Below are 22,939 nucleotides of genomic sequence, written 5' to 3' on the forward strand. Positions count from 1 at the left end.
GAATAAAAAGGAGTTACACCGTTGAACGCTCAACCGCGATAGGCCGGGTTCTCGATCAACAACGCCATGCCCTGCCCACCGCCGACGCACGCAGCGGCAATCCCGTAGCGCAGGTTGTGCCGGCGTAATTGCCCGGCCAGCGTCATGACCAAGCGCAGGCCGGTGGCAGCCAATGGATGCCCCACCGCCAGCGAACCGCCCTGGACGTTGAGCCGGGCGCTGTCCAGCTCCAGTTCCTGGGCCACCGCCAATACCTGGGCCGCCTGCGCTTCGTTGATCTCGAAACGGCCGATGTCATCCAGGCTCAACCCGCTGCGATGCAGCAGCAAGCGGATCGCCGGCGCCGGACCGATGCCCATGAACTCCGGCGCCACACCGACCACCGCGCTGGCCAGCAGCCGGGCCAGGGGCGCACGCGGGCAGGCCGAGGCGCGCCCGACCAGGGCTGCCGCCGCACCATCGACCACCGCGCAGCTGTTGCCAGCGGTTTGCACGCCATTGGCATGCACGGCGCGCAAGCGTGCCAGGGCCGCAAGGTCGGTGGGCCGTGGGTGGCTGTCCTGGGTGACGGCAGCGGCGCGGCGTGCCAGGCTGATGCCACGCGGCTGATACCCCTCCAGCTCGAACACTTGGTTATCGACCGTCACGATCTCTTCAGCCCACGCACCGTCACGCTGCGCCTGCAACGCACGCTGATGGCTCGCGCAGGCGTAACGGTCCACGGCCTCGCGGCTCAGGCCATGGCGGCGCGCCAGGTGGTCGGCGGTGGCGATCATGTCCAGCCCCGGAGCCGGGTCGTATAGGGCTTCCCAGAGAAAATCCTTGAATTGCACTTCGCCACCGAGACGAAACCCATCCCGGTGGGTGTAGGCCGCAATCGGGTTGCGGGACATCGACTCACTGGCCACGCACAAGGCCAGTTGCACCTCGTCGCGCAGTTGCTCAGCGGCCTGGCGCAACAACTCGAAACCCGTGGCGCAGATGCGCTGCACCCCCAGCGCCGGCACCGATTGCGCCACGCCGCTGTACAACCCGACATGCCGCGGCAGCAAATAGGCATCGAAGCTGGCCTGGGCCATGGAGCCGGCCAGCACGCTGTCCACCGCCAGCGGGTCGATACCGGCACGGGCCAGGACTTCACGGCCGACCTTGATCCCCAGGTCGATGGGCGAGACCAGGGACAAGGCGCCACCGAGGTCGACCCACGGCGTGCGTAGCGCCTCGTAAATCGCCACGTCGGCAAACGCCGAATATTGCCCCACGCCGCTCAAGGCTTGGGCTCGGCACGCAGGATCGCAGCATCTTCACCGCGATACAGCGCCTCGACCTTGGCCGCGCGCCATTGCAGTACTGCACGCTGGTTGATCGACCCCTTGTCGGTAATTTCCCCACGGTCGATAGACGCCGGCTCGTCGAGCAAGGCAATCCATTCCAAACGGCTGGCATTGCCGGTGGCGTCGCGATTGAGGCGCTGCAACCAGTCGCCGAACCATTGGCGCACCGGCACGCTGGCGAGTACGTCGGCGTCGCTCGCGTCGGCGTTCAAGCCCGCCAGCCGGCGGCATTCGTAGAGCCTGGGGAAGACCAGGGCGCCCAGGCATTCGCGGTCCGGCGCGGCAATCACCAGGTCCTGCACATACGGCGAGCCTTCCAGCACCGCGCGATTGCGCAACGGCCCGACGCTGACAAACACCCCGGAGGACAGTTTGAAATCCTCGGCGATGCGCCCGTCGAACATCAGCCCCAGTTGCGGCCGATTCGGGTCGGCGAGCTTGATCGCGTCCCCCGAACAATAGAAGCCGTGCGGGTCGAACACCTCGGCGGTTTGTTCCGGCGCCCGCCAGTAGCCCGGCATGATGTGCGGCCCGCGAAAGCGCCCTTCGAACTTGCCGTCCACCGGCACCAGGCGCACCTCGCAGCCCGGCGCGGGCAAGCCGATATAGCCGGCCATGGACAACGGCCCGGTGGTGAAGGTGCAGGATGGCGCGGCTTCGGTCATGCCCAGCCCGGCCATCATGCGGATGCGTTCTCCGCAGTGCTGTTCGGCCACCCGGTCGAGGCGGTCCCAGACACTTTGCGACAGGCCCGCGGCGGCGAAGAAAAACAATTTCATTCGCGCAAAAAAGCACTCGCGCAACTCGGCATCCTGCTCCAGGGCGCTGACCAACTCTTCCCACCCCTTGGGCACCGTCAGATAGGCCGTGGGCGACACCTCCTTGAGGTTGCGCAGGGTCTCGGCAAACCCCTGGGCCGTGGGCTTGCCAGCGTCGAGGTAAAAGGTGCCGCCGTTGTAGAGCACGATGCCGACGTTGTGGCTGCCGCCGAAGGTGTGATTCCACGGCAACCAGTCCACCAGCACCGGCGGCTCTTCGCCGAACACCGGAAACGTCTGCAACAACATCTGCTGGTTGGCGCAGAGCATGCGTTGCGTGGTGATCACCGCCTTGGGCAATTTGGTCGAGCCCGAGGTGAAAAGAAACTTGGCGATGCTGTCCGGGCCGGTGGCATTGAACGCCTGATCGGCCGCACTGCCGCCCGGGGTTTGCAGCAGGCTCGCGAAGCTGACCTGGGTGCGTCCCGGCACATGGCCGCGCACGCAGATCAGCGGCGTCTCGGCCGGCAATACCGCGTCGACCGCACGCTGGTAGGCCGCCGCATCGCTGACGAACACCAGCCCCGGTTGCAGCAGGTCGCATACATGCCGCAGCTTGGCGAAGTCCTGGGACAACAACGAATACGCCGGCGACACCGGGCAGTAAGGGATACCGGCGTACATCGCGCCGAGGGCCAGTTGCAGATGCTCGATGTCGTTGCCCGACAGCAACGCCAGCGGCTTGTCTGCTGACAGGCCGTAACTCAGCAAGGCCTGGGCAATCGCCCGCACGCTCTCAAGCATCTGCGCGTAGCTGACGCGACGCCAGTCACCATCGGCCTGGCGTGCGGCAATGAAGGTCTGCTCGGGACGCACCCGGGCCCAATGCACCAGACGATCGAGCAAGCGCGCCGGCAACTCGGCCAATGGCTCCAGGGAACGCATATGCAGCACGCCCCGCTCTTCAGTGACCGCCACCGGGGCGTGGCCGATGGAGACCTCGCGGTAGCGCGGTGCGGGCTGGGGTTGCGGTCTGAATTCGGAACTCACAAGGGTGTCCTCCAGCAAGGCGGATCACAGCCGCCTTGTTATTGTTATGTCGCGACGCCTGCTCAGATCGGGTAATGCCGCGGCCCGTTCTGCAAGGTCACCCAGCGCAATTGCGTGAAGTGTTCAATCGACGCCTTGCCGCCAAAGCTGCCGTAACCGCTGGACTTGACCCCGCCAAAGGGCATCTGCGCCTCGTCATGCACGGTCGGCCCGTTGATGTGGCAAATGCCCGACTCCACCCGCTGCGCCAGCGCCAGCGCACGCCCGGTGTCGCGGCTGAAGATCGCCGCCGACAGGCCGAACTCGGAGTCGTTGGCCAGGCGCAGCAGTGCTTCATCACCGTCACCGCGCAGCAACACCGCCACCGGGCCGAAGGATTCTTCGCGGTACAAGCGCATGTTCTCGGTGACGCCATCGATCAGGGTCGGCTGCAGGATGCTGCCCTCCAACTGGCCGCCCGCGACCAGCCGTGCGCCCTTGTCCAGCGCATCGTCGATCAGGGCCTTGATGCGCGTACCGGCACTGGCATCCACCAGGGAACCCAAGACCGAATCCGCCGCCGCGGGGTCACCGGCGCGCAGGCTGGCGACCTTGGCGGTCAGCTTGGCGATAAACGCATCGGCGACCTTGGCATCGACAATCAGGCGCTCGGTGGACATGCAAATCTGCCCCTGGTTGAAGTAGGCACCAAACGCTGCCGCGGCAACCGCCGCATCCAGGTCGGCGTCGTCGAGCACCAGGAGCGGCGCCTTGCCGCCCAACTCCAGCAAGGCCGGCTTGAGGTGACGCGCCGAGAGTTCGCCGACAATCCGCCCGACATGGGTCGAGCCGGTGAAGTTGACCCGGCGCACCGCCGGGTTGGCGATCAGCCGTTCGACAATCGCGGCGGCATCGGCCGGTGCGTTGCTGATGACGTTGACCACGCCATCGCCCAGCCCGGCATCCTGCAAGACCTGGCCAATCAGGCGATGCACTGCCGGGCTTAACTCCGAAGCCTTGAGCACCACGGTATTGCCGCAGGCCAGCGGCATGGCGATGGCGCGCGTGGCGAGGATGACCGGGGCATTCCACGGCGCAATCCCCAGCACCACGCCGCACGGCTGACGCAGGGCCATGGCGAAACTGCCGGGCACATCGGAGGGAATCACTTCACCGGTGATCTGGGTGGTCATCGACGCCGCTTCACGCAGCATGTTGGCCGCCAGGCGCACGTTGAAGCCATACCAGTTGGCCATGGCGCCGGTTTCGCCAGCGGCGGCAATGAATTCGGCGCTGCGCGCCTGCAAGTGCTCGGCCGCCTTGAGCAACCGGGTGCGGCGTTCGTTCGGCGCCAGCGCGGCCCAGCCGGGGAACGCCGCCTGGGCTGCGGCCACGGCGGCGTCGGCATCGTCCAGGGTCGCGGCGGCAACCCGCGAAACCACTTCACCGGTCACCGGGTTGCGACGCTCGAAGGTTCGACCGTCACGGGCGGGGCACGACCGGCCGCCGATCAACAGGGGCACGTCCAGCATGGTGATTCCTCTTTATTGTCTTTATGGGGAATGCATTCAAGCGATGTCACAGTAGCGCCAGGGTGAGGCGGCGAACAGCGGGATGCGCCCGCCATTCGCCGGCCAGCCTCAGCGTTTGTACGTCTGCAGGCCGGGCTTGATGCTCTTGTCGTCGAGGAACTGCTTCATGCCCTGCTCGCGGCCGCCTTCGGTGTCGAGCAAGCGCGACTGATCGAGCTTGGCGTAGAGGTAATCCTCGTTCTGCTCCCAGGTCAGTTCGCGGCAACGCTTGAAGCCATGCTTGGCCGCCCGCAGCACCACCGGGTTTTTCTCCAGCAGGTTGCGCGCCAGTTCGATGGTCACTTCGCGCAGTTGCGCCAGCGGTACGCTTTCGTTGACCAGGCCCATCTCGGCGGCCTTCTGCCCGCCGAAGGTCTTGCCGGTCATGATGTAGTACAGCGATTGACGATGGCCCACGGTGTCGGCCATGGCCTTGCTCACCAGGTTGCCCGGTGGGATGCCCCAGTTGATTTCCGAGAGGCCGAAGGTGGCTTCGTCGGCGCAGATCGCCAGGTCGCACGCCACCAATGGGCTGAAGCCGCCGCCGAAGCACCAGCCATTGACCATGGCGATGGTGGGCTTGGCGTACATGCGCAGCAGTTTCCATTGCCATTGCGAGGCTTCGCGGCGGATTTTCTCCTGGAGGATTTCCGGGCCGGCATCCACTTCGCGAAAGTATTCCTTGAGGTCCATGCCGGCGGTCCAGGCTTCACCGGCACCGGTCAGTACCAGTACGCCGGCGGCGGGGTCCTGCTCCAGGGTTTCCAGGACGTCGATCATTTCGCGGTTCAGGGTCGGGCTCATGGCGTTGCGTTTTTCCGGGCGATTGAGAATGACCCAGGCAATGCCTTCCTCGATTTCAACCTTGACGGTGGTCCAACGGCCTTCGTAATTGCTCATGACGGTACGCTCTTGTTCTTGGTTGGAAGATGGTTCGAAATTAAACCGCAAATATAGTTATGTCAATTAACTATTAACCTTGATAACCAATATTTTCCCCTTGTAAAACCTAAGCCGCTCGGGCGTTATGAAAAGCCGGCATAGCCACGGCTCACGAACCTCGGCAAACTAGATAGCTTTCTTAACCTCCACCTTCTGAGGATTGCACTGTCAATGGCCAAGCCTTCCAACATCGCCGACGCCAACCTGGCCCTGCCCGACACCACCGAGGGGCGTGCGCCGCTGGATTCGGCCCTGGACGACCTGATCGGTTACGCCATACGGCGTGCGCAGCTCAAGCTGTTCCAGAACCTGATCGGTCGGCTTGCCGAGCACGACCTGCGCCCCGCTCAGTTCTCGGCCCTGGCGATCATCGAGCAGAATCCCGGCCTGATGCAGACCGACCTGGCTCGCGCGCTGGCGATTGAGCCGCCCCAGGTGGTGCCGTTGCTGAACAAGCTGGAAAGCCGCGCCCTCGCCGTGCGTGTGCGCTGCAAACCAGACAAGCGCTCCTATGGGATCTTCCTCAGCAAGACCGGCGAAACTCTGCTCAAGGCGCTCAAAGAGATCGCCGTCCAGAGTGACCTGGACTCCACCGCAGCCCTGGACGCTGAGGAACGTGCAGAGCTGCTGCGCTTGCTGAAGAAGGTGTATCAGGACTGACGGCTTACCAGAGCGCCACGGTGTAGAGCACCAGGAAACGGGTCTGGTTTTCATCGCGAAATGCCGCGCCAGCCGGGAAGTCATTGCGATAGATCGACTTGCGCGCCAGCAGCCCGACGTTCTTCAGCGGGCCGCTCTGGATCACGTAGCCCAGCTCCATCTGGAACTCGCGCTCCTTGCGATCCTCGGCGTTGAATGCCGCCAGCTCGATGTTATCGCCGCGCACGTAACGCAGCCGGCCCTTCAGGCCCGGTAAACCGGAAGCCGCGAAGTCGTAGTCGTAGATCGCCTGCCAGGTGCGCTCCTTGGCGTTGAGAAAGTCCGAACTCATGGTCAGTTCGCTCATGCCCATCAGCTCCGTCCCGGAGATATAGGGCGTGGCCGTCTCCCCACTGGAATGCATGTAGCCCAGGCTGAATTTGTGACCGCCCAGGCGGTAGCCAAACAACGCTGAGAGGTTGCGGTTATCCACGTTCCCCGCCTTGGCACTGCCGTCCTCGCGACTGAAGAAACTGCGCAAGTCGCTGGTGAGCACGCCATCGCCCACGGGCAGATTGTGCAGCAACGCCAGGGTGTCCTGCTGGTAGAGGTCGGCTATCTGCGAGTGATAGGCGCGCAGGCTGAGGTCTTTGTTGACCTGGTAGTCACCGCCGACGTAAGCCAGGTGCGAGGTGGTGGCGGTGGCGTTGAAACGCCGGTTGGGCGAGGCGATGGTCATGGCCTGGTAGCTGGTGGAGTCGCGTTTGTTGATGCGGTCGATATAGCCGGTATTGAAGGTCAGGCCGTCGATGTCTTTGGAGCTCAAGGTGGTGCCGCGAAAGGTTTGCGGCAGCAGGCGCGACGGGCTGGCAAAGGCGAACGGCAGGAAGATCGACACGTCACCGGTCTTCACGGTGGTTTGGGCAAACCGCAGCTTGGCGGTCGGCGCCAGGCGCGAGTACTCATCGGCGGCACGCTTGTCGCTGGCCGACACCGGCAACAACTCGGTGCCGCTGCGGTCCGGCGACGAGTCGAGCTTGACCCCCATCAACCCGCGCACATCCAGGCCAAAGCCCAGCGGGCCCGGGGTGTACCCCGATTCCAGGTTGAGGATGAACGCCTGGGCCCATTCTCGCGCAGCGGTCTTTGCACCGTCGTCCTTGTAGTCGCGATCCAGATAGTAATTGCGCAGGGTCAAGGTGCCGTGGCTGTCGTCGATAAAGCCGGCCGCCCACAGCTGGGAGGGCAACACGCTCAAGGCCAGCAACGCCATGACCAGGCCTGGCTTGCGGTTCGACACACAGGAGACGGACGCCACTGCAACGGCGTCCTCCATCGGGAGTTTTGGCATGTTCGTTGTCCATTTTTTGTTGTTGTTTTTGGGGGTGGCACACGCTCGGCCCGTTCGGCTTCGCCAATAGAGAATGGAAACAGCCGACGGCACTCGTCAACAGCGACTGACCGATAATCGAACATTAATAAAGCTATCTATTTTTATGATGAACACTGACACGCATCACAACACCATGAATTTAAAGCACTTATTTACTGTTTTTAGCATTTTTAATACGCCATTCATTTTTTAGTTATCTTTGTTATCTTAATCAGCAGCAGCCACTTGCGCTCGCCACCACAACAAAAACAACAACAATGAGGTTTGCCCATGGACAGTCCATCGCGTCGTTCGACGCTGACTATCGCGTTGTGCTTTATCGTTGCGCTGATCGAAGGGTTCGATCTGCAAGCCGCCGGAACCGCCGCCGCGGGGTTGCGCCAGAGTTTTGCCCTGGACCCGAAGATGCTCGGTTGGGTGTTCAGCGTCGGGATCATTGGCCTGCTGCCGGGGGCGTTCTTCGGCGGCTGGGTCGCCGACCGAATCGGGCGCAAGAAAATCCTGGTGATCGCCGTGCTGCTGTTCGGGCTGTTCTCGCTTTGCACCGCGTTTGTCGAAAGCTACTCGAGCCTGCTGTTGGTGCGCTTTCTGACCGGCCTCGGGCTGGGTGCCGCGCTGCCCAACCTGATCGCGCTGTGCGCCGAAGCGGTCAGCGAACGTAGCCGGGGCACCGCCATCAGCGTGATGTACTGCGGCGTGCCGTTGGGCGGCGCATTGGCGGCGGTGGTGGCGATGTTTTCCAGTGAACACTGGCAGACCACCTTTATCATCGGCGGCCTGGCGCCCTTGCTGGCCGTGCCGTTGATGATCCTGCTGCTGCCCGAGTCCAATGCCTTTCGCCAACAGCTCGACAATACCCTCAGTGCCCGCCCCTCCACCCGCCAGGCGCTGTTCGGCGAGGGGCGCGCAGGCACCACGCTGGCCTTGTGGCTCAGCTACTTCTTCACCCTGACTGTGATGTACATGCTGCTCAACTGGCTGCCGTCGTTGTTGCTCGAACAAGGCTTCAGCAAACCCCAGGCGGGCATGGTGCAGATGCTGTTCAACATCGGCGGCGCCCTTGGCTCGCTGCTCGGCGGCGTCCTGCTGGACCGCTGCAATGCCCTCAGAGTGGTGCTGTTCGTGTATGCCGGGTTGCTCGCGGCCCTGGCCGGGGTCGGGCTGTCGGTGGGCATCGTGCCCATGGCCATCGCCGGTTTCGCCGCGGGCTTGTTCGTCATGGCCGCGCAGTTGGTGCTCTATGCGTCGGCACCGCCCTCCTATCCAACGGCGGTGCGCGCCACCGGCGTCGGTGCGGCCGTGGCCATCGGCCGGCTGGGCTCGGTGGCCGGACCGCTGGCGGCGGGACAACTGCTCGCCGCAGGTGCGGGCACCACAGGCGTCCTGCTGGCGACCTCCCCCGGGTTGGCGATCGCGGCGCTGGCCATCATCACCGTCATGGTGCGTAAGGCGCCACTGAACCTGTCCACCCCGGAAGCGGCCGGGCACACCAAAGCCTAGAACTTGTGCAGCCAATTGAGCACTAGTTTGTTGCCCTCGGTGCGGTTCTCAGCCTGCTGTTCAAAGTAGGCGTTCACCGATAGCACGTTCTCCTTGTTGAAGGCGTATAACAGGCCTGGGCCCATGGCCCAGACCTTCTCCCGGCGCCCGCTCACGGCGTGCCCGTCCACCTGGGTGTCAGTGATCTGCTTCAACCAGTAGCCGTTCACCCCCACGCTCAGTTGCTGGCTCAAGGCATATTGCACGGTCAGGTTGGCATGCAACGCCTGGCCGGCCTGGGTATCGGAAACATCCCCAAAGCCGGCCTGCGGCTCATCATTCTTGCCATTCCACAGGTACATGAAACGCCCGCTCGCCGACCACTTCGGGCTGAACCAGTACGTTGCCGCGTAATACGGGTTGAATGACCAGAAGTTGCTGCCTGGGTTGATCGAGCGCTTGCGATCATAGGCCCCCACCGGCACCGAGATATCGGCTTCGACACGTTGGGTCAACAACGGGCTGCCATCGGCGCGGCTCAGGGTCGGCAATTGCAGGAAGGGCCCCACAGTCACATCACCAAACCCGGCGCGAGAACTCAGCGCCGCATTGTTCAAGCCATCGTCGACATCTGCGTGGACCAGGGAGGTGTTGATCAGGGTGAATCCCGGCATCGCACCATTGGCCAGGGGTTGCCCGAGGTAGATGATCTGCGTGGTGGGCGCCACCACGTCCAGGTCCTGCCTGGGCAACGCCAGCTTGTGACCGTTGGCGTCATTGAAGCGGCTGGCCCGGGAGTACGTCAGGTATTCCTCCAGGTACCAGCCAGGGCCGGCCGGGGCCGGTGAGCCGTCGTAGAAACTGGTGCTACCGAGGTTGAGCCCGGGCAGGTCGTAAGCGTGTGCAATCGATGACAGTGCGACAAAAGGCATGGCCGCAACCGTGCGCAAGATAGGCTTGAGCATCTTGGATGTCCTGTATTTTTGTTGTTGTTCAAGACCCCCGGCGCGAAGGCGCCGCGCCGGGGTTTAGCGCCGCTGCAAGCGCTACACGTAGGTCGCGGCCAAGCCACCGTCCACCGGCAGATTGACCCCGTTGACCCAGCGCGCGGCGTCCGAGCAGAGGAAGGCAATCACCGCCGCCACCTCATCGGCCAGGGCTGGCCGGGTCATGCGCTGGCTGTCTGCGGCCACCCGTTCCGGCCCGAGCATGCTGACGAAATCACCGAGAATCGGGGTAAACACCGGCCCCGGCGCGACGCAGTTGATGCGTACCGAGTGATCGCGAAACCAGCCCTGGGATTGCTGGAAGCTCCACACGATCAGCGCTTCCTTGAAGTACTGATAACAGTTGTCCTGCTCCACCGGGTTGGCCGCCAGCCACTGCTGCCCTGCCTCGAAGCTTGGCGTCGCGGCCAGGGCCTTGTGCCGCTCCAGCCGTTGCGGCCATTGCGCGCCGAGGACCGAGGCGACATTGACGATGCTGCCGCCCGCCGACATGCGTGGCAGCAGCGATTGGGTCAGGTGCCGCAGCCCCAGGTAATTGACCGTGGCCACCGCTTGCAAGGGCGCCGTACCGGGCACTCCGGCAATGTTGCACAGCCCATCGATGCGCGCCGGCAGGCGTGCCACCAGCGCATCGATGCTGGCAGGGTCGCCCAGGTCAGCCTGGACGAAGCTATCCAGGGTCAGTTGCGGTGCATGGCGATCAACGCCGATCACCGTGGCCCCCTGGAAGCGCGCAAGCCGCGCCAGCTCGGCGCCAATGCCGGAAGCGACGCCAGTGACGATCAAGGTTTTGTTCTGCAGGTTCATGTTCAAGCCCTCTTGTTTTTGTATAGGCATGGATGGATCAAACCGATGAGCCAGGGCTCAGAACGGATAGGCAGGCGGTGTATTTTTCAGCGTGACCCACTGCCACTGGCTGTACTCGTCCCAGTCGGCCGGCCCGCCCACGCTGCCGCCATTACCGGAGGCGCCGCGCCCGCCGAACGGATTGATGCATTCGTCGGCCACGGTCTGGTCGTTGATGTGCAACAGGCCGCAGTCAAGCCGCTCGCCGATGGCCATGGCGCGCCCGACCGACGGCGAGATGATGGCGGCCGACAGGCCGTACTCGGTGCGGTTGGCCAGTTCGATGGCCTCCTCGTCCGTGGCGAAGCTGACCACCGTGGCCACCGGGCCGAAGATTTCATCCTCAAACGCGCGCATCCCCGGACGCACGCCACTGAGCACGGTGGGCTGGTAGAACAACCGGTCATATTCGCCGCCCGCCTCCAACCGCGCGCCCGCTTGCAGGCTGTCGCTGACGATTGCGTGTACGCGCTGCAATTGCCGTTGGTTGATCAATGGGCCGAGCGCGGCCTCACCCCGGGCGGCATTGCCCACCGTCAACGCCCGGGCCTTGTCCACCAACTTGCGCGTGAGGCGTTCGGCGATGGATTCGTGGGCGAGAATCAAGCCGGTCGCCATGCAGATCTGCCCCTGGTGCATCCAGGCGCCCCAGGCGGCATTGCTCGCGGCCAGGTCGAGGTCGGCGTCTTCGAGAATGATCAGCGGGTTTTTGCCGCCCAGTTCCAGCGCGACTTTTTTCAGGTGTCGCCCCGCCACTTCGGCGACTTTGCGCCCCGCCGCGGTGGATCCGGTGAACGCAATCATCCGCACATTCGGATCGCGGCACAGCGCCTCCCCCTCCGGCGCAGCGCCGGGCAACACCTGCAGCAGGCCCTTGGGCAAGCCCGCCTCCTCGAACAGCCGGGCGATGAGAAAACCACCGCTGACCGGCGTCTGCGGGTCGGGCTTGAGCACCACCGCATTGCCCGCCGCCAGCGCCGGCGCCACCGAGCGCAGCGACAGGATCAGCGGAAAATTGAACGGCGAAATCACCCCGACCACGCCATGGGGCTGACGCCGCGCATAGGACAGGCGCCCGGCTTCACTGGGCAGCACCACCCCGTGCGGTTGGGACAACAGCCCCGCCGCCTGATGCAGCAGCACTATCGCTTCGCGCACTTCGTGTTCACCCTTGAACAACGCGCCGCCGGTTTCCCGCGCGACATACAGCGCCAGTTCCGCGAAGGACTGCTGAGCCAGGTCCGCCGCCTTGCGAAACACCTCGGCACGCTCCCGAGGGCCGAATGCAGCCCATGCCGGCTGCGCCAGGGCCGCGTTGCGGCAGGCGATGGCGATGTCGGCCGGGGTGGCCATGGCGCAGCGCATCAGGGGTTCGCCGGTGGCGGGTTCGATCACTGGGATCACGGACCCCGAGGCGGGTATCCAATCGCCGTTGAACAGGCATTCGGACGCAATGGCCCGCTGTAGAAAGTGAGTGGTTTCAGACACTGACATGGCAACTCCGAGTTCTTGTAATTGTCATCGCCTGCACAGGGTGCAAACGCCGCATCAAGCCTTGAGCAAAGGCTGTGCCGCTTGCGCGCAAAGCTGCTGACGTAACGCGTCGAGGGCTCTGGGTCGCGGCCCGCCGCGTCGCGCTCACACCCCACCGAGCGGTTGCCTGCAAGAACCGGGGCCCTGCCACTTGTTCAATTGATAAGGTTATGTTTAATAACTATCTGAGCAGTTACTCATATCGTTCACTCGCTTTGCAGGGGCATAACAATGACTAATCCCCCCAGTGCGCTGCCCGACGACCGGGTGGCCAATGCGGCCTTCCATCCGCGCGGCGACAGCCGCCAACTCAGTGCCGGCAGCTCGCCCACGCCGGCGGAACTGACCGACTGCCTGTTTTTTTCTCCCGAAGACGGGCGTATCTGGCTCAACGATCAACGCATGTTGTTGCTGCACAGTTCGTCGTTCGGCGCCCTGCGCGGGGAGGTCATCGAACGCCTGGGCCTGGAGCAGGCGCGCGGCCTGTTCACCCGCACCGGTTATGCCTCCGGCGCGCGGGATGCGCGGTTGATACGCGAGCGCTGGCCACAGGCCGATGCCGCCGCGGTGTTTCGCGCCGGGACACACCTGCACACCCTGGAGGGCATGACCAAGGTCGAGCCGCTGCACTTCAAGTTCGATGCCGATTCGGGGTTCTATGAAGGTGAGTTCCTCTGGCACCACTCCTGCGAGGCCGATGAGCATGTGGGCGCCTACGGCATCGGCCAGGACCCGGTGTGCTGGACTGAAACCGGCTATGCCATCGGTTTCGTCAGTGGCCTGTTCGGGCAAATGGTGATTTTCCGCGAAGTGGAATGCCGTGGCATGGGCCACCGCAGCTGTCGGGTGATCGGCAAGACGGCCGAGCAATGGGGTGACGTCGAGCAGGACCTGCGCTACCTGAATGTGTCCCAGGCCGTCACCAGCACCACGCTCGCGCCCACGCCCGAGCACCCGGTGAGCCGCAGCGCCAGGGCCAACCCGCCGCAAACGCTGGTGGGCGCTAGCGCCGCGTTCAACGCCGCGACACAAGCCCTGCAACGCGTCGCGCTGACCCCGGCAACGGTGTTGATCAGCGGTGAGTCCGGAGTGGGCAAGGAGATGTTTGCGCGCCAGTTGCACCAGCTCAGTCACCGCCATGACGGCCCGTTCGTGGCGCTCAATTGCGCCGCCATTCCGGATAACCTGATCGAGGCCGAACTCTTCGGCGTCGAACGCGGTGCCTATACCGGCGCGACGCACTCGCGCCCTGGGCGTTTCGAACGGGCCCAGGGCGGCACGCTGTTCCTGGATGAAATCACCAGCCTCAGCCTGGGCGGGCAGAGCAAGTTGCTGCGGGCCTTGCAGGAACGGGAAGTCGAACGGGTCGGCGGCGTGCGCGGTATCAAGGTGGATGTGCGCGTGGTCGCCGCCACCAATATCGACCTGCGTAAAGCCGTGGCTGACGGTACGTTTCGTGAAGACCTGTTCTACCGGCTGAATGTCTACCCCATCGCCCTGCCACCGCTACGCGAACGCAGGGACGACATCCCGCTGCTGATCAACGCATTCCTCACACGCTTCTGCCAGGAATACGCGCGAACGCCAGCGGGCCTGACCATGCGCGCCCTGAAGGTTTTGCTGCGCTATGACTTCGCGGGCAATGTGCGCGAGCTGCAAAACCTGATCGAACGCGGCCTGATCGCCAGTGACGAAGGCCAAGCGATTGACCTGGTGCACCTGTTTCGCAACGAGCCGATGCCCGCCGATCCCTATGGCCTGGACGACCACGGCAGCCTGTCAAACAGCGGGCCGCAGCTAACCACCACAGCGCCCCGCCCTGCACTGCTGGACACCCTTGGCCAGCTGGACCAGGGGTTTTCCATCGACGGCCTTGAATCGCGCCTGATCAATGAAGCGCTGCAACAAAACGCCGGCAACCTGGCCGCCGCCGCCAGGCTCGTGGGGCTCAGCCGCGCTCAATTTGCCTACCGATTGAAGAAGCATCAGCGGCAAACCCCTTGAATGGCAATTAGTGCTTTAAAAGCTTTACCCAATTAAGTATTTTGCAGGGATACCGGGGCGACAAGCGCCCCTCTTTTTACTCATGACAAGGATCTCCTGTGAGCGGACTGCGTGAACGTCAGAAAGCCGAACGCCGGCAAGCCATCAGCAAGGCCGCGATCGAACTGTTTGAACGCCAGGGTTTCCAGAACACCACCATCGAACAGATCGCCAGCCAGGCCGGGGTGTCGCCGCCGACGGTGTTCAAGTACTTCGGCAACAAGCAGGAAATCATCCTGGAAATCCTGCACCACGCCGATCAACGCGCGATCATCGACACCCGCAGCCGGATCCACGAAATAGACGACCCGGTCGAGGCGCTCTGCCACCTGGAACGCCTTCTTACCGGCTATGCGTTGGAAGTCATGCACCCCAGCCTGTGGCGTGAACTGCTGCCGCTGATTCTCTTCGGTGGCAACAATGAACTGCCGGCAGGCTATCGGGCCATGAACGATGCGCTCAGGGCCGAAATCAGCGAATTGCTGCGGGAATTGCAACGGGCTGGCAAGCTGCGTCCGCAGCTCGATGTGGAATTGGCCGCGTTCCTGTTGAACGACTATTCGCACCTGCAACTGTTCCGACTGGTGAACCAGGAACACCCGGATATCGACGCGCACTCTACCCAGGTCAGGCGCATCACCGAGTTGCTGTTTTACGGCATGCAGGCCTGACCCATTACGGGGTCAGGCCATACCGATCAGCGGTTACTCTTGATGGCGGTCCAGGTGCGGGTACGGATGCGCTCCACGGCGGCCGGGATCGGCTCCAGGGCGAACAGGGTCTTGCGCGCTTCCTCCGGCACATACATGTTGGGGTCGTTGCGGATGCTGGCGTCCACCAGCGCAGTGGCGTCCTTGTTCGGGTTGGGGTAGCCGATTTTGTTGCTGATGCGCGCAATCACGTCCGGGCGCAGGATGTAATTGATGAACGCATGGGCCTCTGCAGTATCGGGCGCATTGGCCGGGATCATCATCACGTCCGCCCACATCGGCGCGCCTTCCTTGGGCAGTGCCATCTCGACCTTGACGCCCTTGCCGGCGGCATCTGCCAGTCGCGCGGCCAATGCGACACCGCCGGACCAGCCCACGCCCACACAGATATCACCGTTGGCCAGGTCCATGCCGTAGCGCGACGAGTTGAAGTAAGTGACGTAAGGGCGGATCTTCATCATCACGGCCTGGGCTTGCGCATAGTCCTCACGCTTCTGGCTATTGGGGTCGAGGCCCTTGTAGTGCAAGGCAATCGGCAGGATCTCGTTGCCGGCGTCGAGAAAACCCACGCCACAACTGGCGAGCTTGGCGAGGTTTTCTTCCTTGAAGATGATGTCCCAGCTGTTCATCTGCACGTCGGCGCCCAGGGCTTTGCGCACCTTGTCGACGTTGTAGCCGATCAATGTGGTGCCCCATAGGTACGGCACGGCGTAGCGATTGCCGGTGTCCCCCACCGCTTCCAGGGATTTCATGAACTCGGGGTCCAGGTGCTGCCAGTTCGGCAACTGCGCGCGGTCCAACGGTTGGACGGCACCGGCGGTGATCAGGTGCCCCAGGTTGGCGGTGCCCGGGAATACCACGTCATACCCGGAGTTTCCCGTCAGCAGCTTGGACTCCATGGTTTCGGCGCTGTCGAATACATCGTAGATCGGGCGGATTCCGGTCTCTTCCTGGAAGCTCTTGAGCACTTCCGGCGGCAGGTATTCGATCCAGTTGTAGATCCTTACGGTTCGTTCTTCGGCCAGACAAAAACCGCTGATCAACAACGAAGCGACTGTGCCCAGCAGGGTATTACGCAAAAAACTGTTCATGATAAAAACACTCCAGCGCGGCCGCAAAGGCTCGCGGCACTTAATAGCGATAGGTGAAATACAGTTCCAACGCACTGAAGGTCTGGTCGTCACCGAACACCTGCTTGGCGGCGGCCAGTGGCTTGACCCAGTTATAGGACAGCGACGTATAGAACGACGGCGTGGGCGTCCAGTCGAGGAATATCACGCTCTCATCGGCAAAGCGCCGATCGCGGACCGCCGCGCCCATGTAGTTTTTCTCATCGAGCCAGAACTGGTAGTGAATGGCGCCGAGGGTCAGGGTCTCGTTGAGGTGGGTCTTGAGCGAGAACTGTTGGACATTTTCGTTGCTGTTGAACAGCAGGTAGTTGCCGACCACGTCGCCGACGAGCCACGTACTCCAGTCGACGAAGCCCTTGCTCAACGGGTCCCAGGCTTTCTGGCGGTTATCGCTGAGGTTGTCATCACCGGAAAAGCTCGCGTAGCGATAACCGATGACGGGCGTCAACGGCAACGTGCTGAAGGCATAGTCGGCCTGGCCGTACCAGGCGTTGGCATCGTAATCGACCCCCTCGCCGCTACCGCGCTCCAACGCGTACTCCGCATTCAGGGTCAGCGCCGGTACGCCGGGCACCTTGGCATTGAGCGCCCGCAGGTTGTACACCTGCATGCCGTCGCGACGACGAGGCAGCGTGCTGCCTTTGGGCCCCAGGGCGTTGACCCGCATGGCCATGGCGCCCAGGGTCACTTGGTCGTCGAGGTTGTAATCGAGGTTGACGCCGGTCATGCGGAAATCACCCAGGTCATCGTCGGTGCGCAGGGTGAATGCCTGAGACTTCAAGGCGCCATGTTCCCAGGCCAGGATCGCCGAATCCTTGAAGGCGGTTCGAGGGCCCAGCCAGTAGGCGCCGTCCTTGAGCTGGTCCAGGTTGCCGTCCATGACGATGAACCCCGTACCGACCATGTAGTTCTGGCGGCCAGCCGTGAACTTCCACTCACCGGCACGGAACCCGCCGTACAGTTCTTCAGCGGCAACCTTGCCGTCGGAACTGCGGGTAAAGCCGCCCGCATCGCCGTCGCCGAACGTGCTTGCCGCGACCAGGGAACCGCCGGCCAGCAAGCTGAAATCGGGTTGCAACGCATACTCGAGTTTGACCCCGGGTTTTACGTAGAACTCTTGCCAGTCGATCTTGGTGCCGCCATTTTTACCGTTGCGCGCATCGACCCGGCCGCTGCCAAAGTTGACGCCGCGGGTTGATAGCGTCGCGCCCCCCGCGGTGAGGTTGACTTCGCCCTTGAGATCGCCGTCCTCAAAGGTGTAGCCCGCCAACGCGACGTGGGTGGTCAAGGGTAAGCCGACCGCGATGAGCGCTCGAGAGAAACGCTTGATGAAAACCATAAGAAGCTCCTGTGTGATTATTGTTGTTACAGGGCAGTCAATGGCGACGCAAAGCGCCGCCAACACATGGCAAAGCCAGGTGAATAGAACGCAAGACTCTTATTTTTCGGGGTGTGTCAGTGACTCAGGTGAGCGCTGATAGCGCGCAGCATTCGCACGCTATCGGCATCGAACGGGCCGACCGCATCGGTCAGCGACGATTGCTTGACGATCACGACGCCGGAGGGCTTGTCGATGAACAGGTACTGGCCGTGGATGCCACCGGCCATCAGGGCCTGGCTGTGATCGTTGAACACGTACCACTGGCTTCGATAGGACGCACCTGGTGTCCAGCCGGAGAACTCGGCATTTTGCGCGTAGATCGCCGGATCCCCGCCGCCGGCGATACGTGCCACGGTCTCGGGCGACAGCAGCTCAACCCCCTCGTGACAGCCATCGTTGGCCAGCAGACGGCCGAAGCGCGCCATGTCTCTTAACGTCGCACTGAAACCCGCCCCGGCAACGTTACGTCCCCAGGGATCAGCCATGAAATAGCCGTCGCGATCACAGCCCAGCCGGCTCCAGATTTCTGCTAACAACTGGCTGCAGGCCTTGCCCGAGGCGCGCTCCATGACCCAAGCCAAGGCTTCGGTGGTCGCGGTCACATAATGGAAAAAGCCACCGTGGCTGGCGCGCTTTTTGAGGGATGGCAGGTACTGGTACAACGACTCGAATTGAGCGTATTGCGCCGGTGCGGGTTGAAACCCGCAGGCGTAACCGTACTGCGAGCTCTCCGAGTTGGGATCGTCGTACACCTCGCTGTAGTCGATGCCCACCGCCATATCGAACAACTGGCGCACCGTCGCATCGCCAAACGCGCTGCCCACCAGTTCGGGCACGTAGTACGCGACGGGTAACCCAGGCTCGAGCACACCACTGGAAACCAGCTGTTCGCCAAGGGTGCCGATCAGCGACTTGGTCACCGAAAACATGATGTGCCGGTCGCAGGCCTGCTGACCGTTGAAGTAGCGCTCGAACAATACCGTGTCGCCCTGCATCACCAAAAAGGCGTCGGTCTGGCTGGCCTCGAGGTGATCGATGACGCTGATGCTCAGCCCACACTCACTGTCGAAACACAGCTGGTCCAGCGCATTGGGAGCCTGCTTGAGCATACCGACCGGCCCTGGGCCCGCCGGTACGTCAATGGTGGGGCGCAAGCGCGCCAGGTTGCGGAACCCCCACTGGCTGAAGGGCGGACGCATCCAGTTGTGCCACGTGACTCGGTGTTCCGGCTCGGCGGGAAAGCCACGCATCAGCAAAGGGGCCGCGCAAGTGGCCGACGACGATTCAGTGGCCTCGACGTAAAGCGTCGCAAGAAAAGACGGGTTTTTATGACTCATCGGGAGATGACCCTGGAGATGACTCTGCATGAGAGCAGATGCGCAGAAATCATTACCCGATATTTATCTTTAGTCAATAAAACTTTTTATTCGATAACACTAACTCCGCTATCGCTGCATCGAGCCGGTAGCCGGCGGTGCGTGGCACATTCGCCGTCATGAAAAGCACACTCCACACCGACCTCAGAAATCAACCGTGGCCGACAACTGCAAGGTGCGCGGAGATCCCGGGGAAAAGGCGCCGTAGGAGGCGACGCCCGACCAGTACTCACGGTCGAATACGTTCTGCACGGTGGCGCGGAACGTCGTAGGTCGCCCTTCTATCTTCGTGGCATAACGCGCGCCCGCATCGATGCGAGTCCAGGCGTCCAGTTCCTGGGTGTTGGCCTGGTTGACGTATTGGCTGTCGGTGTAGATCGCGCCGCCGGTCAAGGTAAAGCCTTCCAGCCATGGGGTATCCCATTCGGCCCAGAGGTTGGCCTGGATGTCGGGTACGCCGACCGGTTTGTTGCCCCGGTTGGCTGCGGTGGCGGACTTCGTCAACTCGCCGTCGAGGAACGTCACGCCCCCCATCAAGCGCGTGCCCGGCGCGACTTCCCCGTACAGGCTCACTTCCACGCCACGGTTGCGTTGCTCCGATTGCACGGAATACACATTGTTGGCACCCAGCTCGCCGCTGGGCTTTTCGATCTGGAACAACGCCACGCTCGTGATGAACGTGTGGTGTTCATACTTCACGCCGAGCTCGTGCTGTTTGGACACATAAGGGGCGAATGTCTGGCCGCCGTTGTTCGCGGTGCCTGGGGCGGTATCGCCCTTGCTCAAGCCTTCGACATAGTTGTAATACAAAGACACGTCATCCCAGGGCTTGACCACGACGCCCAGCAACGGCGTCGTGGCAGTGTCTTTGTTGCGGGAGCTGACAGCCCCGGCGGCATTGTAGTTACGCGACTCGATCGCTTGCCGGCGCAGGCCGAGGGTCAGTTGGAGGCGGTCGTCCAGCACGCCCAGGGTGTCCGTCAGTGCGACGCCGGACAGTTCCGTCTCCGAAATGCGCAGCACCTTGGGGGCGTCGAGGTATTGCTTGGGCGTATCCACCGGGTGATAGATGTTGGAGCGGATCTCCTTACCATTGGTGATGCCTCGGGACAGTTCGTCCCGGTAACGGGTCGCCATCAGCGTGGTCATGTGCGTCACCGGCCCGGTGGCGAACAGCCCGCGAAGGCCCACATCGGCGGTCGAACGGTCGACGTTGAACTTGTAATAACCCGGGATATTGCTGGTATCGCCGGCGTCGTTGAGGATCCTGGGCACCTGGTCGGACAGGCGCTTCACGTCCGACTTGCCCCCGCCGGCATGGGCGAACACGGTCAGCGCATCGCTCAAGTCATACTCGCCGCCGAGCAGTGCCGATTGTTCCTTGGTGTCCGACCAACCCCATTTTTGCGGCAGGCTGGTGCGGCCATTGGCGGCAGATGGCACGTCGACGCCCGTTGCGACGGTGAAGGGGCGCGAGGCGCCGTCAAAGTTTTCTTTCTGGCTGATGTAGTCAAGGTTCAGGCGCAACCGCTCGCCGCGATAATCCAAGGCAATGGCCCCGATATCCACCTCGCGCTTCTGATTATCGACGGCGGTGTCGCCGCCCTGGAGGCTGCCGTTGAAGCGCAGGCCAAACTGGTTTTCTTCACCAAAGCGCCGGCTGATGTCCAAGCGGCCGCCCACTTGGGAGTCCGATGCGTAACTGCCGGTAAAGCGCGTCAGGTCTTCATCCAGCGCCCGCTTCGGCACGATGTTGATGACGCCGCCAACGCCGCTGTTCGGCGAGACACCGTACATCAGCGCACCGGGCCCTTTGAGCACCTCGATGCGTTCGGCGTAGTCGGTGAACGTCCGGTAGTTCGGCGCCACACCGTACACGCCGTCATAGGCCAACTCGCCAAGGTTGCCTTCGCCGATGGCAAACCCACGGATGAAAAACGAATCGACGATACCGCCCGTCTGCCCCGTGGACCGCACCGAAGGATCGCGCTCCAGGGCGTCGGCCGCCGTCACTGTCTGCAGGTCGGCCAGGGTTTTGGCGGTGTAGCTGGTCACACTGAACGGGGCGTCCATCACATCCTTGTTGCCCATCATCCCCAGGCGCGCGCCACGGGCGACCTGCCCGCCGGCCAGTACCGGCGGCAATGCCGTGGGGCCAGCCTCGCGGGCGTCGATGGTGGTGGTGTCGAGGATCAGGCTCTGCGCGCTGTCAGGCGTTGACGCGTCGCCCGCTGCGGGCTGTGGCGTAGCCGCCGAGGCATTGGCGCTGCATGCGACCAAGACGACATTCAGCATGGCGCTCCGAATCGCGAGGGTTAACACACGTTCACCATAGGGACGACAGATAACGGGCATGACGAGAGGATCCTTTCAACGTAGGAAAATGGGAATCACTCCTAATGCCAGCCGACTTGCGAAAAAGTATCATCCCTCCCTGTTTTTTTACCGGGTTCATCCGCCGAGGCCGTCTCATGTCCCATGCAGGTGTCATTCAGGGTTCAAGTGTCAGAACCCTTGTTTATCTTTTGTTCGCGATCCAACTGGTCTCCATGGGCGCGATGGAAATGAGCGGACCGTTCTGGCCCGTACACCTGCGCGGGCTGGCTTCTTCGGAGGCGCTTTTCAGTTTCGCCAGCATCGCTGTGTACGTGGGACCGATGCTGGGCATCATGCTGACCAGTGCGTTCTGGGGCCGTATCGGCGATCGATACGGGCACAAGTTGATGATGATCCGCGCGCTCGCCGGGTTGTCCTTGACCCAGCTCGGCCTGGCGTTTTTCAGCGACATCTGGGCGATCCTGGCCCTGCGTTTCCTGCAGGGTGCCTTCGCGGGCTACATTGCCCCGGCGCAGGCCTACGGCGTGAGTATCGAAAGCCCGTCGCGCCGGGCCCGGCTGTTCGCGATTCTGCAGATCTCGACCAACGTCGGCTCGTTGCTGGGCGCCGTGCTCGGCGGCCTGATTCTCGATTACGCGACGTTTTTCTGGATCAATATCGTGGCCTCGGTGTTATGCGCCGCCTGCACGGTGATCGCCGCCATGACACTGCCGGACGTCCCCCCCGTGAAAAAAACCGCGCCGGTAAACACCTGCGCCCCCGCCCAGGCCAGCGCTGCTGGCTGGCGTGGCTCGCCCCTGCTGTCGCTGTTGGGCATCATGGGGATTCTGCTGTTGGCGCGAATGCTGCCCCAGACTTCGTTCTCGCTTTACGTCAGTTCCACATTCGATGTCAGCCACTCAGTGGTCGGCCTGTGCTACGGGCTATTGGCCCTGGGCTTCATTCTTTCGGCGACGGCATGGTCGCGTTACTTCGAGCAGCGCTCTCTACACCAGACGCTGCAGCGCATCACTTACGTGGTGATCGGTTGCATCGCGCTGACCGCCGTGGCGGGCATTACCCGCAACCCCGTGGTGTTTATCCTGGCCTACTTCGTCTGGGGAGTACTGCTGGGTGCCACGACGCCAGTGCTGATGGCCCTGATCTCGACCACCGCCGACAGTGCCCGACAGGGCTATGTACTGGGTATCGCGCAAAGCACCGCGCAGTTTGCCTCGATTGCCGGTATCTGCATCGGCGGCTTGCTCAGCCAAGCGTATGGCCTGCCCTACACGTATCTGTTCGTTTGCCTGGCGTATGTGCTGGCGCTGGTGCTGATCGTCGCCCTGCGTTATTGGCCCGCGGGCAAGCAACCCCACCAAGTCGCGGGTCGGGATTGAACCAGGTGCCTGGCGATGAAGGACACGCCAGCACATGGGATCGCACCGATCG

The 22,939-nt window shown here is 63.0% G+C and carries 17 protein-coding genes; 5 read left to right on the plus strand and 12 right to left on the minus strand.

Translation table 11 applies throughout. From position 1 onward, the window contains the following. Positions 1–29: 29 nt before the first annotated feature. The 4 genes from C5F70_RS12990 to C5F70_RS13005 form a co-directional block, all read right to left on the minus strand. On the minus strand, positions 30–1,271 hold the full coding sequence (locus C5F70_RS12990) for a thiolase family protein (protein WP_026140143.1): 1,242 nt from the start codon (positions 1,269–1,271) through the stop codon (positions 30–32). After that, on the minus strand, positions 1,268–3,142 hold the full coding sequence (locus C5F70_RS12995) for a feruloyl-CoA synthase (protein ID WP_104903482.1): 1,875 nt from the start codon (positions 3,140–3,142) through the stop codon (positions 1,268–1,270). Before C5F70_RS12995 ends, C5F70_RS12990 begins: the two co-directional genes overlap by 4 nt. Before the next feature lie 62 nt (positions 3,143–3,204). Further along, a complete protein-coding gene (locus tag C5F70_RS13000; RefSeq protein WP_046383962.1) occupies positions 3,205–4,653 on the minus strand; it encodes an aldehyde dehydrogenase in 1,449 nt (482 codons plus the stop codon). A gap of 108 nt (positions 4,654–4,761) precedes the next feature. Continuing rightward, positions 4,762–5,592: a p-hydroxycinnamoyl CoA hydratase/lyase gene (locus C5F70_RS13005; RefSeq protein ID WP_046483783.1), complete on the minus strand. Its 831-nt coding sequence runs from the start codon at positions 5,590–5,592 to the stop codon at positions 4,762–4,764. Between the two features lie 213 nt (positions 5,593–5,805). Here C5F70_RS13005 and C5F70_RS13010 point away from each other — a divergent pair, with 213 nt between their 5' ends. Next, positions 5,806–6,294, plus strand: a complete 489-nt coding sequence (locus C5F70_RS13010; protein WP_046383963.1) for a MarR family winged helix-turn-helix transcriptional regulator — start codon at positions 5,806–5,808, stop codon at positions 6,292–6,294. A 4-nt stretch (positions 6,295–6,298) separates the two neighbouring features. Here C5F70_RS13010 and C5F70_RS13015 read toward each other — a convergent pair whose 3' ends face one another. Beyond that, the gene (locus C5F70_RS13015; protein WP_026140144.1) at positions 6,299–7,624 is read right to left on the minus strand and encodes an OprD family porin; all 1,326 of its coding nucleotides are present in this window, start codon (positions 7,622–7,624) and stop codon (positions 6,299–6,301) included. Positions 7,625–7,936: 312 nt separating this feature from the next. Between C5F70_RS13015 and mhpT the strand changes: the two genes are divergently transcribed. Continuing rightward, entirely contained in the window at positions 7,937–9,166 is a 1,230-nt protein-coding gene (mhpT, locus tag C5F70_RS13020; RefSeq protein WP_017847936.1) for a 3-(3-hydroxy-phenyl)propionate transporter MhpT, read from the plus strand. Here the strand turns inward: mhpT and C5F70_RS13025 are convergent. The 3 genes from C5F70_RS13025 to C5F70_RS13035 form a co-directional block, all read right to left on the minus strand. Beyond that, positions 9,163–10,110: a transporter gene (locus tag C5F70_RS13025; RefSeq protein ID WP_104903483.1), complete on the minus strand. Its 948-nt coding sequence runs from the start codon at positions 10,108–10,110 to the stop codon at positions 9,163–9,165. The genes mhpT and C5F70_RS13025 overlap by 4 nt on opposite strands. Positions 10,111–10,191: 81 nt before the next feature. Next, positions 10,192–10,959 carry a coniferyl-alcohol dehydrogenase gene (locus tag C5F70_RS13030; RefSeq protein ID WP_046383966.1) on the minus strand — a complete coding sequence of 256 codons (768 nt, stop codon included), beginning with the start codon at positions 10,957–10,959 and terminating at the stop codon, positions 10,192–10,194. Positions 10,960–11,016: 57 nt separating this feature from the next. After that, positions 11,017–12,492, minus strand: coding sequence for a benzaldehyde dehydrogenase (locus C5F70_RS13035; RefSeq protein WP_046483790.1), 1,476 nt, complete (start codon positions 12,490–12,492; stop codon positions 11,017–11,019). A gap of 270 nt (positions 12,493–12,762) precedes the next feature. Between C5F70_RS13035 and C5F70_RS13040 the strand changes: the two genes are divergently transcribed. Then, a complete protein-coding gene (locus tag C5F70_RS13040; protein WP_104903484.1) occupies positions 12,763–14,535 on the plus strand; it encodes a sigma-54-dependent Fis family transcriptional regulator in 1,773 nt (590 codons plus the stop codon). A 98-nt stretch (positions 14,536–14,633) separates the two neighbouring features. Continuing rightward, positions 14,634–15,245: a TetR/AcrR family transcriptional regulator gene (locus C5F70_RS13045; RefSeq protein WP_017847941.1), complete on the plus strand. Its 612-nt coding sequence runs from the start codon at positions 14,634–14,636 to the stop codon at positions 15,243–15,245. 26 nt (positions 15,246–15,271) lie between these two features. Here the strand turns inward: C5F70_RS13045 and C5F70_RS13050 are convergent, their stop codons facing one another. From C5F70_RS13050 to C5F70_RS13065, 4 genes are all read right to left on the minus strand, one after another. Continuing rightward, positions 15,272–16,375 carry a polyamine ABC transporter substrate-binding protein gene (locus C5F70_RS13050; RefSeq protein WP_104903485.1) on the minus strand — a complete coding sequence of 368 codons (1,104 nt, stop codon included), beginning with the start codon at positions 16,373–16,375 and terminating at the stop codon, positions 15,272–15,274. A gap of 40 nt (positions 16,376–16,415) precedes the next feature. After that, positions 16,416–17,753 carry a hypothetical protein gene (locus C5F70_RS13055; RefSeq protein WP_046383971.1) on the minus strand — a complete coding sequence of 446 codons (1,338 nt, stop codon included), beginning with the start codon at positions 17,751–17,753 and terminating at the stop codon, positions 16,416–16,418. Positions 17,754–17,869: 116 nt separating this feature from the next. Beyond that, entirely contained in the window at positions 17,870–19,132 is a 1,263-nt protein-coding gene (locus C5F70_RS13060; RefSeq protein WP_104903486.1) for a serine hydrolase, read from the minus strand. A gap of 183 nt (positions 19,133–19,315) precedes the next feature. After that, on the minus strand, positions 19,316–21,526 hold the full coding sequence (locus C5F70_RS13065) for a TonB-dependent siderophore receptor (protein WP_104903487.1): 2,211 nt from the start codon (positions 21,524–21,526) through the stop codon (positions 19,316–19,318). Positions 21,527–21,642: 116 nt separating this feature from the next. Between C5F70_RS13065 and C5F70_RS13070 the strand changes: the two genes are divergently transcribed. Next, the gene (locus C5F70_RS13070; RefSeq protein WP_104903488.1) at positions 21,643–22,887 is read left to right on the plus strand and encodes an MFS transporter; all 1,245 of its coding nucleotides are present in this window, start codon (positions 21,643–21,645) and stop codon (positions 22,885–22,887) included. Positions 22,888–22,939: the final 52 nt, after the last annotated feature.

Source organism: Pseudomonas sp. LH1G9, from assembly GCF_002949975.1.
Classification (GTDB): domain Bacteria; phylum Pseudomonadota; class Gammaproteobacteria; order Pseudomonadales; family Pseudomonadaceae; genus Aquipseudomonas; species Aquipseudomonas veronii.

Coding starts and splice junctions, on each gene's coding strand:
- C5F70_RS13015 (WP_026140144.1), bottom strand. CDS start 7,624: ATGCCAAAACTCCCGATGGAGGACGCCGTTGCAGTGGCGTCCGTCTCC.
- C5F70_RS13050 (WP_104903485.1), bottom strand. CDS start 16,375: ATGAACAGTTTTTTGCGTAATACCCTGCTGGGCACAGTCGCTTCGTTG.
- C5F70_RS13065 (WP_104903487.1), bottom strand. CDS start 21,526: ATGCCCGTTATCTGTCGTCCCTATGGTGAACGTGTGTTAACCCTCGCG.
- C5F70_RS13040 (WP_104903484.1), top strand. CDS start 12,763: ATGACTAATCCCCCCAGTGCGCTGCCCGACGACCGGGTGGCCAATGCG.
- C5F70_RS13005 (WP_046483783.1), bottom strand. CDS start 5,592: ATGAGCAATTACGAAGGCCGTTGGACCACCGTCAAGGTTGAAATCGAG.
- C5F70_RS13060 (WP_104903486.1), bottom strand. CDS start 19,132: ATGAGTCATAAAAACCCGTCTTTTCTTGCGACGCTTTACGTCGAGGCC.
- mhpT (WP_017847936.1), top strand. CDS start 7,937: ATGGACAGTCCATCGCGTCGTTCGACGCTGACTATCGCGTTGTGCTTT.
- C5F70_RS13070 (WP_104903488.1), top strand. CDS start 21,643: ATGTCCCATGCAGGTGTCATTCAGGGTTCAAGTGTCAGAACCCTTGTT.
- C5F70_RS13025 (WP_104903483.1), bottom strand. CDS start 10,110: ATGCTCAAGCCTATCTTGCGCACGGTTGCGGCCATGCCTTTTGTCGCA.
- C5F70_RS13030 (WP_046383966.1), bottom strand. CDS start 10,959: ATGAACCTGCAGAACAAAACCTTGATCGTCACTGGCGTCGCTTCCGGC.
- C5F70_RS13035 (WP_046483790.1), bottom strand. CDS start 12,492: ATGTCAGTGTCTGAAACCACTCACTTTCTACAGCGGGCCATTGCGTCC.
- C5F70_RS13000 (WP_046383962.1), bottom strand. CDS start 4,653: ATGCTGGACGTGCCCCTGTTGATCGGCGGCCGGTCGTGCCCCGCCCGT.
- C5F70_RS13055 (WP_046383971.1), bottom strand. CDS start 17,753: ATGGTTTTCATCAAGCGTTTCTCTCGAGCGCTCATCGCGGTCGGCTTA.
- C5F70_RS13010 (WP_046383963.1), top strand. CDS start 5,806: ATGGCCAAGCCTTCCAACATCGCCGACGCCAACCTGGCCCTGCCCGAC.